We start from the raw sequence: 15,615 nt of genomic DNA, 5'->3' as shown, positions 1-15,615 counted from the left end.
TTTCCACGGCTTATGGGAGGGACGATGTCCTCGCGCGAAAAACACGACCGGATGGCCAATGCGATCCGCTTTCTGTCCATTGATGCCGTGGAGAAGGCCAATTCCGGCCATCCCGGCCTGCCGATGGGCGCGGCCGACGTCGCAACCGTGCTCTACACCCGCTTCCTCAAGCATGATCCGGCCAATCCGCATTGGCACGACCGCGACCGCTTCGTGCTGTCAGCCGGCCACGGCTCGATGCTGCTGTACTCGCTGCTCTATCTCTCGGGCTACGAAGACATCACCATCGACGAGATCAAGAATTTCCGCCAGCTCGGCTCCAAGACCGCCGGCCATCCCGAATACGGCCACGCCGCAGGCATCGAGACGACCACAGGCCCGCTCGGCCAGGGTCTCGCCAATGCCGTTGGCATGGCGCTCGCCGAACGGATCATGAATGCCCAGTTCGGCGACAAGCTTGTCGACCACTACACCTACGTGCTCGCCGGCGACGGTTGCCTGATGGAAGGCATCTCGCAGGAAGCGCTGTCTTTTGCCGGTCACCTCAAGCTCAACAAGCTGATCGTCTTCTGGGACCACAACAACATCTCCATCGACGGCCCGATCTCGCTCGCCGACTCGACCGACCAACTCGCTCGCTTCGCCGCATCAGGCTGGAACACCATCGCCATCGACGGCCATGACCCCGAGGCGATCGCTGGTGCCATCGAGGCTGCCAAGCGTTCCGACCGCCCKACCCTGATCGCCGCCAAGACCACCATCGGTTTTGGTTCGCCCAACAAGGCCGGCACCAACAAGGTCCACGGCTCGGCACTGGGTGCCGCCGAAGTCGAAGCCACCCGCAAGGCGCTTGGCTGGGATTATCCCGCTTTCGAAATCCCCTCCGACATCCTCGACGCATGGCGCCTCGCCGGCCTCAACGCGGCCAAGAAGCGCAACGACTGGGAAAAGCGTCTCGCCGAGACCGAAACCGAGGTTCGCGCCGAGTTCGAGCGCCGCATGCGCGGCGACCTGCCGGCCAATTTCGACGCCACCATCGCCGACTACAAAAAGAAGCTCGCCGCCGACAAGCCGAAGGTCGCCACCCGCAAGTCGTCGGAAATGGCCCTTGAGGTCATCAACGGCGTCGTGCCCGAGACCATTGGCGGTTCGGCCGATCTCACCGGCTCCAACAATACCAAGACCAGCCAGACCAAGAACATCGCGCCCGGCGACTATGGCCAGCGCTTCGTTCACTACGGCATCCGCGAGCACGGCATGGCGGCTGCCATGAACGGCATGGCGCTGCATGGCGGCGTCATCCCCTACTCCGGCACCTTCCTGTGCTTCTCCGACTATGCCCGCCCGGCGATGCGCCTGGCATCCCTGATGGACATTCGCGTCGGCTTCGTCATGACCCACGATTCGATCGGTCTCGGCGAAGACGGCCCGACCCACCAGCCGGTCGAGCACCTCGCGGCCCTGCGCGCCATCCCCAACCACATCGTCTTCCGCCCGGCCGACGCCATGGAAGCCGCCGAGTGCTGGCAGCTGACGCTCGAAAACCGCAAGACGCCTTCGACGCTGGCGCTCACCCGCCAGAACCTGCCGGCCGTACGCACCGAATACGTCGAGGAAAACCTCTGCGGCTATGGCGCCTACGAACTGGCCACCGCTGATGGCGATGCCGAAGTCACCATCTTCGCCACCGGCTCCGAGGTCGAGATCGCGCTCGCTGCACGCAAGCTGCTGCAGGACGCCGGTCATCCCACCCGCGTCGTTTCGGTGCCGGCTTTCGAACTGTTCGAAAAGCAGAGCCCCGAATACCGCAAGGCGATGATCGGCAACGCCAAGGTCAAGGTCGCCATCGAAGCCGGCATCCGCATGGGCTGGGACAGCTTCATCGGCACCGACGGCATCTTCATCGGCATGCATGGCTTCGGCGCCAGCGGTCAGATCGAAGATCTCTACAAGCATTTCGGCATCACCGCCGAGGCGGCCGCCCAGGCTGCCCAGGCTCGGCTTCAGGCTTAAGACGTTCCCCAGGAGGATCAGACATGACCGTTAGAGTTGCCATCAATGGTTTCGGCCGCATCGGCCGCAACATCGTGCGTGCCATCTATGAGTCGGGCCGCAAAGACATCGACGTCGTCGCCGTCAACGATCTCGGCCCGGTCGAGACCAACGCCCATCTGCTGCGCTACGACAGCGTGCATGGCCGCTTCCCGCACGAAGTGAGGGTCGAAGGCGATTCCATCAACATCGGCACCGACAAGTTCAAGGTCACCGCGATCAAGGATCCGTCGCAGCTGCCGTGGAAGGAACTCGGCGTCGACATCGCGCTCGAATGCACCGGCATCTTCACCTCCAAGGACAAGGCTTCGGCGCATCTGACCGCTGGCGCCAAGCGCGTCATCGTCTCGGCTCCCGCCGACGGCGCCGACCTGACGGTGGTCTACGGCGTCAACCACGACCAGATCACCAAGGACCACATCGTCATTTCGAATGCGTCCTGCACCACCAACTGCCTGGCACCGGTCGCCATGGTCCTCAACAATGCCTTCGGCATTGAAAAGGGCTTCATGACCACGATCCATGCCTACACCGGCGACCAGCCGACCCTCGACACCATGCACAAGGACCTCTACCGCGCCCGTGCAGCAGCAATGTCGATGATCCCGACCTCGACCGGCGCKGCCAAGGCCGTCGGCCTSGTGCTGCCGGARCTSAAGGGCAAGCTSGACGGCGTGTCGATCCGCGTGCCGACCCCCAACGTCTCGTGCATCGACTTCAAGTTCGTGTCGAAGAGAAACGTTACCGTCGAAGAGGTCAACGCGGTGCTCGTTGCGGCCGCCAACGGCCCGCTCAAGGGCATCCTGGCCTTCACCAACGAGCCGCTGGTTTCCATCGACCTCAACCACAACCCGGCCTCGTCGACCTTCGCGCTCGACCAGACCAAGGTCATCGACGGCAACCTGGTGCGCGTCATGTCCTGGTACGACAACGAGTGGGGCTTCTCCAACCGCATGGCCGACACGGCCGTCGTCATGGGCAAGACCATCGCCTGATCGGGCTACTTCATCCGTTCTTCAACGCCCGGCTTCGGCCGGGCGTTTTCGTTTTTGCTGCACCGCAAGAAAATCTTTGGCACAAGCTGGCAAAAATCCATTCTTGCTTGCATGCGGCCTTTTCTTCGCCGCACTCTCAACCGACGCAGCTAGAAGCATGATCCTGAACCGAAGGTCCGCGTAGCGAACAGTGGGATTCGGTTTTCGCAAAGATCATGCTCCAGCAAGATTATTGAGCTTCATTCCGACGCAATCGGAGTGGAACAGGCACTGACTGCTTTGCGGACGGGTCGGGATGGAACAGGCGGTATATCTAGTCACGCTGGTGGGCACCGCCTTGGTGGTGGCCGCGGCGTTTTCGAGCCTGATCGCCTTCCGCTTCGGCGCCCCGCTGCTGCTGCTCTTCCTTGGAATCGGCCTCGCCAGCGGCGTCGACGGCCTCGGCATCGTCTTCGACAACGCCCACCTCGCCTATTTCGTCGGCGCCATAGCGCTCGCCGTCATCCTGTTCGATTCAGGCTTCGGCACGCCTGTTGGCGTCCTGCGGCAGGCCGGTCTGCCGGCCTTGACGCTGGCAACGATCGGCGTTGGCATCACGACGGTGATCTTCGGCATCGCAGCCTATTATCTCACCGGCTTCACCTGGCTCGAATCCTTCCTGCTTGGTGCCGCCGTCGCCTCCACTGACGCTGCTGCCGTGTTTTTCCTTTTGCGCGCCGGCAACATCAATCTGCGCGAGCGCGTCCGCTCGACGCTCGAAATCGAGTCCGGCACCAACGACCCGATCGCCATCTTCCTGACCATCACCCTGGTCGAGATCATCGCGCTCGGCGCCAAGCCCGACGCCGACCTGCTGCTTGTCGACCTCGTCATCGGCTTCTTCGTCCAGATGATCCTGGGTGCCGCCATCGGCCTGCTCGGCGGCTTCCTGATCGTCAAGCTGGTCGAGCGCCTCAACCTCGACCGCGGCCTGCTGCCGATCTTCGTGCTGACGCTCTCGCTGCTGGTCTTCGCCGCGGCCGGCGCCGTCGGCGGCTCAGGCTTCCTCGCCGTCTATCTCGCCGGCCTGGTTGCCGGCAATTCCGACATCCGCGCCGTGTCGACGCTCAAGCGCTTCCAGGACGGCATGTCCTGGCTCGCCCAGATCATCATGTTTCTGGTGCTTGGCCTGTTCGCCACGCCGTCGCAGTTTCCAGCGATCCTTGTGTCGGCGCTGCTGCTTGGCCTGTTCCTGATGTTCATCGCGCGCCCCATCGCGGTCTGGCTGTGCCTGATTCCGTTCAAGTTCCCGCGCCAGGAAACCGCCTTCATCTCCTGGGTCGGCCTGCGCGGCGCGGTGTCCATCCTGCTCGCCATCACGCCGCTGCTCGGCGGGCTCGAAAACGGCCGTGCCATCTTCAACATCGCCTTCATTATCGTACTCACCTCGCTGGTGATCCAGGGCTGGACCGTCGGTCCCCTCGCCCGCCGTCTCGGCCTGATCGTGCCGCAGCGCTTCGGCCCGCTCGACAAGGTCGAACTCGAATTGCCGGGCTCGGCTCACCATGAACTGCTCGCCTACAAGGTCGTGCCGGGCTCGCCTGTGGCCAAGGGCCAGCGCATCCCGCGATGGGCCAGGCCTTCGCTGGTCGTGCGCGACGGCCGCTCGATGCGCTTCCAGGACATGGGCCGCCTGCAGGCGGGCGACAACGTCTACATCTTCGTTCCCGACCGCTATCCGCGCCTGCTCGACAGGCTGTTTGCCTCCCGTGCCGAGGTCCATGCCGAGGACGAGGATTTCTTCGGCGCCTTCACTGTCGACCAGGCCCACCTCGCCGGCGAGCTTGTCGCCATCTACGGCGCGTCGGTGAAGGACGAAGAGCTCAAGCTCACCATCGGCGACCTCATCAAGCAGCGCCTGGGCGGCCGCGTCGAATATGCCGACCGCGTCTCTCTCGGCCTCATCGACCTTATCGTGCGCGAGGTCGATGAAAAGGGACGCATCGTCGCGGTTGGCCTGTCGATCGAGCCGGCCCCTCCACCGCCACCGGTGCCGGTCTTCCTCAGCGCCGGCGAGATCCGCGACCGTCTGTCCGCATTCTGGGCGCGGCGTTCCCGCAAGGCACCGGCCAAACCCGCAGCACCGGCAACCACGTCTGAGAGACTGTCCGAGGACGCTTGAGCGCGCCGCCTTCCCCCTCCCCCTTGTGGGGAGGGGTTAGGGGTGGGGGTAATTGCCGCTCAATGGTCCAAACACCCCCACCCTGTATCCCTCCCCACAAGGGGGAGGGAGGGCGTCAACGTCCCGCCAGGCCAAATGCCCCGACCCACAATTTTCCTTTTCCCCACCCCCACAAACCTTGCATCCGCGCTGACGCTGGGTATGGTCCGCGCGATCTCTCTACGCATTGGCAGGTCCAATGCGCGCCCCCAATGAGGAAAGGGAAACCCCATGGCCGCCTTCAAGACCCTCGACACCATCGGTAACGTCAGCGGCAAGCGGGTACTCGTCCGCGTCGACCTCAACGTGCCCATGGCCGACGGCAAGGTTTCCGACGCCACCCGCATCGAGCGCGTCGCCCCGACAATAACAGAGCTCTCGGACAAGGGCGCAAAAGTCATCCTGCTCGCCCATTTCGGCCGCCCCAAGGACGGCCCCGATCCGGCACTGTCGCTGGCGCCGATCGCCATCGCAACCGCCAAGGTCATCGGCCGCCCGGTGGCGTTTGCCGCCGACTGTATCGGCGAAAAGGCGGCTGCGGCCGTCTCCGCCATGAAGGACGGCGACATCCTGCTTTTGGAGAATACCCGCTTCCACAAGGGCGAAGAGAAAAACGACCCTGATTTCACCGAACAGCTCGCCGCCAATGGCGATATCTTCGTCAACGACGCTTTTTCTGCCGCCCACCGCGCGCATGCCTCGACCGAGGGCCTTGCCCATCGCCTGCCGGCCTGCGCCGGGCGCACCATGCAGGCCGAACTCGAAGCGCTTGAAAAAGGTCTCGGCAATCCGGTCCGCCCGGTCGTTGCCATCGTTGGCGGCGCCAAGATCTCGACCAAGCTCGACCTGCTGATGAACCTGGTCAAGCGCGTCGACGCACTCGTCATCGGCGGCGGCATGGCCAACACCTTCCTGGCCGCACGCGGCACCAAGGTCGGCAAGTCGCTGTGCGAGCACGATCTCGCCCAGACTGCCCGCCAGATCATGATCGAGGCAGCGGGTGCTGGCTGCGCCATCATCCTGCCGTCCGACGGCGTCATCGCCCGCGAGTTCAAGGCAGGCGCCGCCAATGAGACGGTCGCCATCGAAAACGTGCCCGACGACGCCATGATCCTCGACGTCGGCGAAAAGACCGTTGCCACCATCAATGACTGGATCGACCGCGCCACGACGCTGGTCTGGAACGGCCCGCTCGGCGCCTTCGAGATCGAGCCTTTCGACAAGGCGACGGTTTCCGCAGCCCAGCACGCCGCCGCCCGCACCAAGGCGGGCAAGCTCGTCTCCGTTGCGGGTGGCGGCGACACAGTCGCGGCCCTCAACCATGCCGGCGTAGCCGACGACTTCACCTATGTCTCGACCGCCGGCGGCGCCTTCCTCGAATGGATGGAAGGCAAGGACCTGCCCGGCGTTGAAGTCCTCAAGGCCTGAGCAACGAGCATTGCCTCTCCCTCACCCCGTGAGGGAGAGGTGCCCTTGGCCTGTCGCGAGGAGCGCGCCTATGCCGGCTTGGCATACTGCTCGGCGCTCATCACTTCGATACACACAAAGCGTTCGTCACCTTCGACCCAGGCGTCGTGGCCCGGCGGAATTGTGTAGGACGCACCTTTCGTCAACGTCTTCTGGGTTCCGTCATTGAGCCTGACGGTCAGGGCGCCTGAGACGACGTAGCCGACATGCGACACCTGGCAGCTATCGGTCTTGACGACAGGCTTCACGCACTCGGACCATCTCCACCCCGGCTCCATGTTGAGCCGGCCCAAGGTGAAACCGGCAAGCCGAACCACCTCCACGCGTGTCTTGTCGGGCGCCCGAACTTCATCCGGGCTATMGTGGGACTTGAACTCGAATTTCGTGACGTTCATTCCACCGTCGGCCATTGCATCCTCCCATGCTCGTCCCGTGCGTAGATGTACGCAGACAGCCTGCATTTTAGCATGTGCTCATATTACGGATAAGCGGGCCGCTGAGACCATTCGGAGTCGCCAGCGCGATGAGATTCAGGTCAGGCCGAGCCGAAAATGGCTGCATCCGAGAACCGGAGCGGAGCGTACATTTGGTACGTGAGCACCGGAAGCGGAGGATGTGGCCATTTGCAGGCCGGCCTGACCTGAAGCTAAAACGATTGAAATAATTTCAATCGGTTATAGGCTGGCCCCCGGCATTCCGTTCCGGAAAACCATCTGCTATGCGCCCGGAGCATCTGTTCAGGAGGTATTTGTATGAGCGAACGTCTCGAAGACATTGCTGTCGCCATGGTGGCCGGTGGCAAGGGTATTCTGGCTGCGGATGAAAGCTCCGGCACCATCAAGAAGCGTTTCGACGTCATCGGCGTCGAGTCGACGGCCGATAGCCGCCGCGACTATCGCGAAATGATGTTCCGCACCAAGGAGGCGATGACCAAGTACATCTCCGGCGTCATCCTCTACGACGAGACCATTCGCCAGACCGCCGCCGACGGCACGCCGCTGGTCGACCTCATCAAGGCCGCCGGCGCCATTCCCGGCATCAAGGTCGACGCCGGTGCCAAGGCGATCGTCAATTTCCCCGGCGACACCATCACCGAAGGCCTCGACGGCCTGCGCGAACGCCTGGCCGAGTACTACAAGCTCGGCGCGCGTTTCGCCAAATGGCGCGGCGTCATCGACATCGACACCACCAAGAACGTGCCTTCGGCCTATTCGCTTTCGGCCAACACCCATGCGCTCGCGCGTTATGCGGCGCTTTGCCAGGAGGCCGGCATCGTGCCGATCGTCGAGCCCGAAGTGCTGATGGACGGCGCCCACGACATCGACACCTGCTACGACGTCACCAAGGCGACGCTGGTCAAGCTTTATGACGAACTCTACGCTGCCCGTGTCGTGCTCGAAGGCACGATCCTGAAGCCCAACATGGTCATCTCGGGCAAGAAGGCCGCCAGAAAGGCCAGCGCCGAAGAGATCGCCGAAAAGACCATCAAGCTGTTCCGCGAGACGGTTCCGGCGGCGGTTCCGGGCATCGCCTTCCTGTCGGGCGGCCAGTCAGACGAGGAGGCAACCGCCAACCTCAACGCCATCAACGCCATCGGCCCGCATCCGTGGAAGCTGACCTTCTCCTACGGCCGCGCGCTGCAGGCAGCACCGCAGAAGGCATGGTCGGGCAAGGCCGAAAACCTCGGCGCCGGCCAGGCCGCCTTCACCCACCGCGCCCACATGAACCACCTGGCAGCACTTGGCCAGTGGCAACAGGTGCTGGAGAAGGCCGCGTAAGCTTCCCTTTCAGCTTGAAACGAAAAGCCCCGGAGCGATCCGGGGCTTTTTTTCGACAGGCGGTAAGTTTGGTTCCCGCTCATGGGCTCGAACCACGATTCACGCCTTCAAAGGGCGGTGTCCTACCATTAGACGAAGCGGGAATACCTAAGTCTGCTCAACAAATCATCGCAGCCAGCGCTTGTCGAGCACTGGTCGAACGGCGAGCGCATTTGGCGCGCCCGTCAGGGCTCAATCCATATACGTATACGACGCGCACATCTCGGCGCTGCTTTCCGGCGGTTCGTCGCCGGTGAACACCGCAACGATCGTCAGGCCTTCGCCGCCGGCCCAGTTGGCGAGATAAGAAACGTCGCCCGAGCCGCACAATTTGTTGCCGTTTTCCAGTTCGGGATCGGACGGGTTTGCGACGCTGTAGACGGAAGCGTTCACCCGCTCTCCGTCGACGACGAAATGGTCACCGAGCAAGGCCGAGAACGACAGCGATTCTCCGTTGGCGAATGTGATGGAGAAATCATCCATCGAAATGTCCCCGGTGATGCTCTCGGCGGTCGTGCTGTAGGCTTTGTAGACATCGCCCTCGGCGAATGCCGGCGTGGCACCAGCAATGAGCAAGCCAAGCAAGGCCGGCAGTATCTTCTTGATTGTCATTCTTCCCCCATTGCGGCGATGTGCGCTCGCTTCCCCGAGCGGCGACGGCTCGGTCGCTGCCAGCGCTGCCTTCTGTCACGCAAGATGCCGCGCCACAAGGTCGAGCACCTGCCCCCCAGCCTCAATCCGAGCGTATCAGCCCTGTCGTGACTGTGATCGGCGAGCGCTCGCGCCAGAAATAGTAAAATGCGGCAGCCAGCGCGACCAGATATTGCGCGCCCAGGATGATCTCAGCCGTCGTGAAGGTCATGGAAATCTTGTTGATCGTGGTCATGGTCAGCACGACCGCGAACATCCAGAAGACAAAACGCGGCTGATAGGCCGGGAATGCCAGGTCGCAGACCAGCCGTGCCGCCCAAATGCCTGAAACCGCGCCCAAAACCACGGCGATGAGCTGAATGAGGTTGGGTCGATCGCCCCGAAGCAGCCAGTCGATCACGAAAGCGAAGGCACCAGCGGTGATCGTCACCGTAAGCACGACGAAGATCGAGACAAACACATAGACGACCAGCGCCACGACCATGGCGCCAAGTGTTTCGGTTCCGAACGAAGCCTTTGCCACGCCAGCCGTTCTCATCATTCGTCCCCCATGGCCCGGCGCCAGAAAACCACCGCCTGAGCCGCCTGTCGAGCCACCACCGCACAAGCCACTTCCCCTCCTTGGCAGCGCGGCGTTATGCTGCTCGCTTCCCTGTCCGGTATGGCGTATGAGCGGCCATGGAAAACATCAGGTTCGAAACCCCCATCACCGTGAAGGCCGATCCGGCCGGCACTCCGCTTATCCTGCGAACGGCCAAAGAGGCCTCCGCCTTCCTGCTCAACAGCTGGCCCGGCAAGCGCAGCCCCAAGCATCGCGCAGCCCTTCAGGCATGCTCGGACGCTATGTCGGGTGAAAAGCCGGTCATGGCCGCACGACGCGCCTTCATCGCGGCGGCGCGCGAGGTCAATGTCTATATCAACGACAAGGACTGACCCGGCGCGCCGGCCCGAAGAATATTCCTCATGGCTCGACGCGCGGGTTCAGGGATAGTCTTGAGCGCCCGGTCGGGGCCCAAATTCCCTTAAAGTTCGGTTTCTGCCTCAGGGGTCGCTTCGACCTCTTCGGCAGGTTTGCTGCGTTCCTTGGCTTCGGCCTTGGCCGCAAGCTTGTCGGCCTTCTTCATCGCCTTGGCCCGGTCACGGTCCCTGCGTTCCTGATTGTAGTTTGTCGGTCTGGCCATGCAGTGTCCTTTTCTGGTTCATGCCTGCGTAGAGCATGATCCCGAAAAGTGGAAACCGGTTTTCGGAAAAGATCATGCTCATGCAGAAGCTAGAGCCCTGTCCCGACTTCAATCGGGGTTGAAACAGGCTCTAGGGCGATACGGCGCCGAACACAACAAGCCATGTCGGCGCACGCCCCTGGCAAGGTGAGCGCAGGACTGGCCTTAGCAGCCGATTGCGGCAAAGAAATTGTCGTTGATGCGGCCGGCGGTGTTGCGGAACGCAGGCAGATTGGGCGCGACCGTCTGCGCCAGACGCCCTGCCTCCTCCGCGCCCAATGCCTGCTTCAGGCTCGCGGCATATTCGGGAATCTTTGCCCAGTCGCCGACCGTCCGTTCGGTGATCTCCATGTGATATTGGAAGCCATAGGCGTTTGAGCCGACACGCATCGCTTGAATGGCGCAGGCGGCGTTGCCGGCGAGAATTTCGCCGCCCTGCGGCAGCACCGAAACCTCGGCGCCATGCCATTGCAGCGTTTTGATTGCCCCATCGACACCGTCAAACAACCGGTCGGCGCGCCCGGCTTTCGTCAGCTCGACTGTGGCAAGGCCGACCTCGGGCTGCTTCATCAAGCCAACCTTGCCGCCCAGCGCATCGGCGAGCAACTGATGCCCCAGGCAGATGCCGAGATATGGCCGCTTGAGTTCGCGCACCCAATGCCTGATCGCCGCTTTCTCCAGCTTGAGCCAGGGATAGGCCTCTTCCTGCCAGACATCCATCGGCCCGCCCATCACCGCCAGCATGTCGAAGTCCTGGAGTGCCGGGATCACCTCGCCCTCATCCAGTTCGACGACGTGTTCGCTATGCCCGGCTTCGCCCCAGAACTCTCCGAACACGCCGCTGTGCTCGACCCTCAGATGCTGGAAGACAAGGATTTTCATGCGCGCTCTCGATGCCTGCTCGATCTACCCGCATCTGAAGTCAATCGATGCGCCCAGACATGAGGCACGGCAATAAAAGAGTTGAGGCAGGGGAGGCCGCCCCTGGCGTCAACGCCTGATCAGTAGACGAGCAGTCCAAACAGCGCCGCCACCGCCTGAATGCCGACGCCGAAAAATACGATCCACAGGCCGAGACCCGCCCATTTTGACGCCTTCGCCACACGAAGCCTGAGCTCTTGATTGCCAGGATTGTCGAGCACGCCAACGAGCGCCTTGCTGGCCCGCGAATAGCCGGCCGCGGCAAGAAAAAGGCCGACGACTGCTATCACCAGGCCAATTGCTGATGTCGTGTCGGACAGCCAGTATGTCAGATAGGTGTTGTTCATCGCGCCCTCCTGGGCAGACCAAGGCGCTGATTGGCGACGTCAGGCCAAGTGCGCAAGTTGACGCACGTGGACCGGGAGCGCTTGGCCCAACCAGCCCTTCTCAGTCTTCCTCGTCATATCCGAGCAGGGTCAGGAGCTGGTCGACAAGCAGTTCGGCCACAGTCCGATTGAGGGCAAGCTCGATCGCCCCGTCGTCGGTCTCGAGATTCAGCAGCGCCAGAAGCGGCTCTTCGTTCACCACCGTCGCATCGACGGCCAACACCCGGTTCGGCGCCGTGTTCGTCAATCTTGCCATGGACCAGCCCCCTGTTAAGACGCCAGCAAACCACCACACGCGGCGTCTGTCGAGCAGACGGCGCACATTGCTTGTCGCCACGTGCCGACCCTGTCCCGTTTCGAGACAAAAATCATGGCACGCTCCATGCATCGAAGTGCTTGCCGGCGGTTGCCGGAACCTGGTTTGTCTCAAATCAGGGACAGGCTCGCCGGGGGTGGGGATGGGGTTTTCCCCCGGCGGGCTCCTGCTCTTTCGAGCAGGTAGCGATCAACGCACGCTCCGCCTATCAATGCCCCAGCAGCGCCGTCACCGAAATCGCCGCCAGCGCCAGAACCGCCAGCTTCCAGAAATCGCGCCGTTGCCTGAGGCCCGGCAAGCCAAGCGGCTTGATCAGTTGGATCGCCATGATGGCCAGGATAACGAGCGAAAGCGCTTTCGACATGCCGTCTTTGATCAACTTAGCGCGCGCCTGTCAAAGTGCGAGCGCCAATCTGCTATCGTTGCAACCGGCCCTTGGCATTCCCGCCGAAGGTCGCGCGTGATCTGGTGAACAGCGGAAGTGCGCAAAACCGCGTCGGAATATCAGGCAAATCGGGGCTCATGCGCTGCCCCTTAAACCAAGGTCAAATGGACGCCCCGTCTGCCGGGCGGGTACAGATATGGCAACAAAGACGCCCTGAAGGGCCAAATCCTGGGAAGGAAACGCCATGCCATCTCGCTATCACGAGGTCTATGACGGTTGGGTTCGCGATCCCGAGGGCTTCTGGGCCGAGGCGGCAAGGGCGATCGACTGGTTCAAGCCCTGGGACAAGGTTTTCGATGCCGAAGGCGGCGTCTATGGCCGGTGGTTCACCGGGGCCGAGTGCAACACCTGCTACAACGCGCTCGACCGCCATGTCGCTTCCGGCCGCGCCGAGCAGGTAGCGCTGATCCACGACAGCCCGATCACCGGCACCCAGAAGAAATTCACCTATGCCGGACTGCTCGCCGAGGTGAATGCGCTGGCCGCCGTGCTCCAGGACCAGGGCGTGCAAAAAGGCGACCGCGTCATCATCTACATGCCGATGGTGCCGGAAGCAGCCTTTGCCATGCTGGCCTGCGCCCGCCTGGGGGCCATCCATTCGGTGGTGTTCGGCGGCTTTGCCGCCAAGGAACTCGCCACCCGCATCGACGATGCCACGCCCAAGCTGATCATCTCGGCTTCCTGCGGCATCGAGCCCGGCCGCGTCATCGCCTACAAGCCGCTGCTCGACGGCGCCATCGAGTTCTCCGCCCACAAGCCCGAAGCTTGCGTGATCCTGCAGCGGCCGCAACTCACCTGCGACCTCGTTGCCGGTCGCGACATCGACTATGCCGAGGCGGTAGGCAGCGCCAAGGCCGCCGGGCGCACGGTCGATTGCGTCTCCGTTGCCGCCACCGATCCGCTCTACGTGCTCTACACCTCAGGCACCACCGGCCAGCCCAAGGGCGTGGTCCGTGACAATGGCGGCCACATGGTCGCGCTCAAATGGTCGATGGAAAACGAATTCGGCGTCAAGCCGGGCGAGGTCTTTTGGGCGGCGTCCGATGTCGGTTGGGTCGTCGGCCATTCCTACATCGTTTATGGCCCGCTGCTGCATGGCGCCACCACCATCCTGTTCGAGGGCAAGCCGGTCGGCACGCCCGATGCTGGCACATTCTGGCGTGTCATTTCGGAACACGAGGTCGTGGCACTCTTCACCGCGCCCACCGCTTTCCGCGCCATCAAGAAGGAAGACCCGCAAGGCACCTTCGTTCCACAATATGATTTGTCGAAATTCCGCACGCTGTTCCTCGCCGGCGAGCGCGCCGATCCCGAAACCATCAAATGGGCCGAGCACAAGCTCAATGTGCCGGTCATCGATCATTGGTGGCAGACTGAAACAGGCTATCCGATCAGCCAGAACCCGGTCGGGCTTGGGCTGTTGCCGGTCAAATACGGCTCGCCCTGCGTGCCGATGCCCGGCTACGACGTGCGTGTGCTCGACGACGCAGGCCATGAAGTGCCACGCGGCACGCTCGGCAATGTCGTGATCAAACTGCCCTTGCCGCCCGGCTGCCTGCCGACGCTGTGGCACGCCGACGAACGCTTCTTCAATGCATACCTCGCCGAGTTCCSCGGCTACTACAAGACGGCTGATGCCGGTTACATCGACGATGAGGGCTACCTCTTCATCATGGCCCGCACCGACGACATCATCAACGTCGCCGGCCACCGCCTGTCGACGGGTGGCATGGAAGAGGTCGTTGCCGAACATCCAGATGTCGCCGAATGCGCCGTGATCGGCATTGCCGACGCGATGAAGGGTCAGATCCCTTGCGGCTTCATCGTGCTCAACTCCGGCGTCAACCGCGACACCGGCACGATCGAAAAGGAGGTCGTGGGCCTCGTCCGCGACCGCATCGGCCCGGTCGCCGCCTTCAAGATGGTGGTCACCATCAAGCGCCTGCCCAAGACGCGCTCGGGCAAGATCCTGCGCGGCACCATGCAGAAGATCGCTGATCGCGAGGACTGGAAAATGCCGGCCACCATCGACGATCCAGCCATCCTCGACGAAATCACCGAAGCGCTGAAGGCAAGAGGCATCGGGGTCTGAACTCGGGCCCCACCCATCCTGCCACCCCTGGCGCCACTATCCGGGCGGCATTTTCTCGAATGTCTGCAACGCGGGATCCATCCTATCCCAGGCATGGCCGCGGACGGCGTATGTCACCACCTGCGGGTTGAACTGGCCAGGTTCGTCAAGACTGGTCGCGTGGACCGCAATCACGTCCGGCATGGCCACGAATGTCAGGTAAACAGGCGTTCCACAGGTCGGGCAGAAGGCGTGGATCTTTTCGTTGCCGCTGTCGCCCGCGACCCGCCAGCTGTTTGCTTCACCGGTAATTGTCACATCGGCGCGCTGAGCGAAGGTCAGATAGGATCCATGCCCCGTGCCGCTGCGTTTCTGGCAATCGCGGCATTGGCAGTGGTTCTCGAAGATGGGTTCGCTGCCCGTTTCATAGCGGATCGCCCCACAGGCACATCCGCCGCTATAACGTTTGGTCATAGTCATTCTCCCGCAAGTCCTGATCGGCCCAGAAACGGATCAGGCCGATTTCGGCTTGGCGAAAAGGTCGATGGGGCGGCCGGTTTCCAGGAAGGATTTCAGGCTGGACAGTACGATCGGCCAGCCCTTGCTGATGCCCTTCGCCATGCCGCTGCCGGCTTCGAGTTCGTCATGCGTGACGGTCAGCCGGACCATGGTGTCGTCGTATTCCTCGATGTCGAACGTCACCCGGCTGTAGCTGGCCGGATCGGCGGCCTCAGACGGGTCTGCCCAGGTGATGACGAGGCTGCGGGGTGGCGCGATCTCGACGACCTTGCCGACAATTTTGACAGCCCGCTCATCATTGGCTTCGACATGTTCCCAACTCGAGCCAGCACGCCAGTCGGAGACGTTCTCGTGCCCCCAGTAACGCCTTGCGACGTCAGGTTTCGTGATGGCCTCAAACACCTTCGCGGGCGTCGAGAAAATATAGGTCACGTAAACAAAGCTGGTCTTGCCCTGGGTCATCGCTATTCTCCTTCGAGTTCCTTTTTCAGATCGTGCAGCAGGCTGAGCCGCTGACGTTCGAATTTCCGCACCCACCGCTCGTAGACCTCGTGC

17 protein-coding genes, 1 tRNA gene and 1 pseudogene are annotated in these 15,615 nt (G+C 62.7%); 7 read left to right on the top strand and 12 right to left on the bottom strand.

The window, feature by feature from the left end:
* Positions 1-24 precede the first annotated feature (24 nt).
* The 4 genes from tkt to AC1DWF_RS13525 all read left to right on the top strand — a co-directional run bounded on the left by tkt (position 25) and on the right by AC1DWF_RS13525 (position 6,675).
* On the top strand, positions 25-2,013 hold the full coding sequence (gene tkt, locus AC1DWF_RS13540) for a transketolase (protein WP_476788361.1): 1,989 nt from the start codon (positions 25-27) through the stop codon (positions 2,011-2,013).
* Positions 2,014-2,036: 23 nt separating this feature from the next.
* Positions 2,037-3,047, top strand: coding sequence for a type I glyceraldehyde-3-phosphate dehydrogenase (gap, locus tag AC1DWF_RS13535; RefSeq protein ID WP_476788360.1), 1,011 nt, complete (start codon positions 2,037-2,039; stop codon positions 3,045-3,047).
* A gap of 295 nt (positions 3,048-3,342) precedes the next feature.
* Positions 3,343-5,208, top strand: coding sequence for a potassium/proton antiporter (locus AC1DWF_RS13530; protein ID WP_476786778.1), 1,866 nt, complete (start codon positions 3,343-3,345; stop codon positions 5,206-5,208).
* Between the two features lie 270 nt (positions 5,209-5,478).
* A complete protein-coding gene (locus tag AC1DWF_RS13525) occupies positions 5,479-6,675 on the top strand; it encodes a phosphoglycerate kinase (RefSeq protein WP_476785265.1) in 1,197 nt (398 codons plus the stop codon).
* A gap of 68 nt (positions 6,676-6,743) precedes the next feature.
* Here AC1DWF_RS13525 and AC1DWF_RS13520 read toward each other — a convergent pair whose 3' ends face one another.
* Complete coding sequence (locus AC1DWF_RS13520; RefSeq protein WP_476841760.1) at positions 6,744-7,124, bottom strand: cupin domain-containing protein; 381 nt, start codon at positions 7,122-7,124, stop codon at positions 6,744-6,746.
* A 342-nt stretch (positions 7,125-7,466) separates the two neighbouring features.
* Here AC1DWF_RS13520 and AC1DWF_RS13515 point away from each other — a divergent pair, with 342 nt between their 5' ends.
* A complete protein-coding gene (locus tag AC1DWF_RS13515; RefSeq protein ID WP_476788359.1) occupies positions 7,467-8,492 on the top strand; it encodes a class I fructose-bisphosphate aldolase in 1,026 nt (341 codons plus the stop codon).
* 69 nt (positions 8,493-8,561) lie between these two features.
* Here the strand turns inward: AC1DWF_RS13515 and AC1DWF_RS13510 are convergent.
* From AC1DWF_RS13510 to AC1DWF_RS13500, 3 genes are all read right to left on the bottom strand, one after another.
* Positions 8,562-8,635: transfer RNA gene (locus AC1DWF_RS13510), tRNA-Gln, on the bottom strand.
* 88 nt (positions 8,636-8,723) lie between these two features.
* A complete protein-coding gene (locus tag AC1DWF_RS13505) occupies positions 8,724-9,143 on the bottom strand; it encodes a hypothetical protein (protein WP_476785262.1) in 420 nt (139 codons plus the stop codon).
* Between the two features lie 121 nt (positions 9,144-9,264).
* The gene (locus tag AC1DWF_RS13500) at positions 9,265-9,723 is read right to left on the bottom strand and encodes a hypothetical protein (RefSeq protein ID WP_476785261.1); all 459 of its coding nucleotides are present in this window, start codon (positions 9,721-9,723) and stop codon (positions 9,265-9,267) included.
* 137 nt (positions 9,724-9,860) lie between these two features.
* Here AC1DWF_RS13500 and AC1DWF_RS13495 point away from each other — a divergent pair, with 137 nt between their 5' ends.
* Positions 9,861-10,115, top strand: coding sequence for a DUF982 domain-containing protein (locus AC1DWF_RS13495; protein WP_476785260.1), 255 nt, complete (start codon positions 9,861-9,863; stop codon positions 10,113-10,115).
* Between the two features lie 89 nt (positions 10,116-10,204).
* Here the strand turns inward: AC1DWF_RS13495 and AC1DWF_RS13490 are convergent, their stop codons facing one another.
* From AC1DWF_RS13490 to AC1DWF_RS13470, 5 genes are all read right to left on the bottom strand, one after another.
* Entirely contained in the window at positions 10,205-10,363 is a 159-nt protein-coding gene (locus AC1DWF_RS13490) for a hypothetical protein (protein WP_476785259.1), read from the bottom strand.
* A gap of 204 nt (positions 10,364-10,567) precedes the next feature.
* Positions 10,568-11,284 carry a type 1 glutamine amidotransferase gene (locus tag AC1DWF_RS13485; RefSeq protein ID WP_476785258.1) on the bottom strand — a complete coding sequence of 239 codons (717 nt, stop codon included), beginning with the start codon at positions 11,282-11,284 and terminating at the stop codon, positions 10,568-10,570.
* 119 nt (positions 11,285-11,403) lie between these two features.
* Positions 11,404-11,670, bottom strand: a complete 267-nt coding sequence (locus tag AC1DWF_RS13480) for a hypothetical protein (protein WP_476788358.1) — start codon at positions 11,668-11,670, stop codon at positions 11,404-11,406.
* Positions 11,671-11,770: 100 nt separating this feature from the next.
* Positions 11,771-11,965 carry a hypothetical protein gene (locus AC1DWF_RS13475; protein WP_476785694.1) on the bottom strand — a complete coding sequence of 65 codons (195 nt, stop codon included), beginning with the start codon at positions 11,963-11,965 and terminating at the stop codon, positions 11,771-11,773.
* A gap of 268 nt (positions 11,966-12,233) precedes the next feature.
* The gene (locus tag AC1DWF_RS13470; RefSeq protein ID WP_476785695.1) at positions 12,234-12,404 is read right to left on the bottom strand and encodes a hypothetical protein; all 171 of its coding nucleotides are present in this window, start codon (positions 12,402-12,404) and stop codon (positions 12,234-12,236) included.
* Between the two features lie 250 nt (positions 12,405-12,654).
* Between AC1DWF_RS13470 and AC1DWF_RS13465 the strand changes: the two genes are divergently transcribed.
* On the top strand, positions 12,655-14,562 hold the full coding sequence (locus AC1DWF_RS13465) for a propionyl-CoA synthetase (RefSeq protein WP_476841759.1): 1,908 nt from the start codon (positions 12,655-12,657) through the stop codon (positions 14,560-14,562).
* Between the two features lie 36 nt (positions 14,563-14,598).
* On the opposite strand, the gene AC1DWF_RS13460 is transcribed toward AC1DWF_RS13465, so the two are convergent.
* From AC1DWF_RS13460 to AC1DWF_RS13450, 3 genes and pseudogenes are all read right to left on the bottom strand, one after another.
* Positions 14,599-15,015 carry a GFA family protein gene (locus AC1DWF_RS13460; RefSeq protein ID WP_476785692.1) on the bottom strand — a complete coding sequence of 139 codons (417 nt, stop codon included), beginning with the start codon at positions 15,013-15,015 and terminating at the stop codon, positions 14,599-14,601.
* Between the two features lie 39 nt (positions 15,016-15,054).
* A complete protein-coding gene (locus AC1DWF_RS13455; RefSeq protein ID WP_476785691.1) occupies positions 15,055-15,522 on the bottom strand; it encodes an SRPBCC family protein in 468 nt (155 codons plus the stop codon).
* A gap of 2 nt (positions 15,523-15,524) precedes the next feature.
* Positions 15,525-15,615: pseudogene (locus AC1DWF_RS13450) on the bottom strand (transcriptional regulator); the annotation flags it as partial.

The sequence above is a fragment of the Aminobacter sp. P4_D5 genome (assembly GCF_056401815.1).
This window is presented reverse-complemented; position numbering and strand designations above follow the sequence as displayed.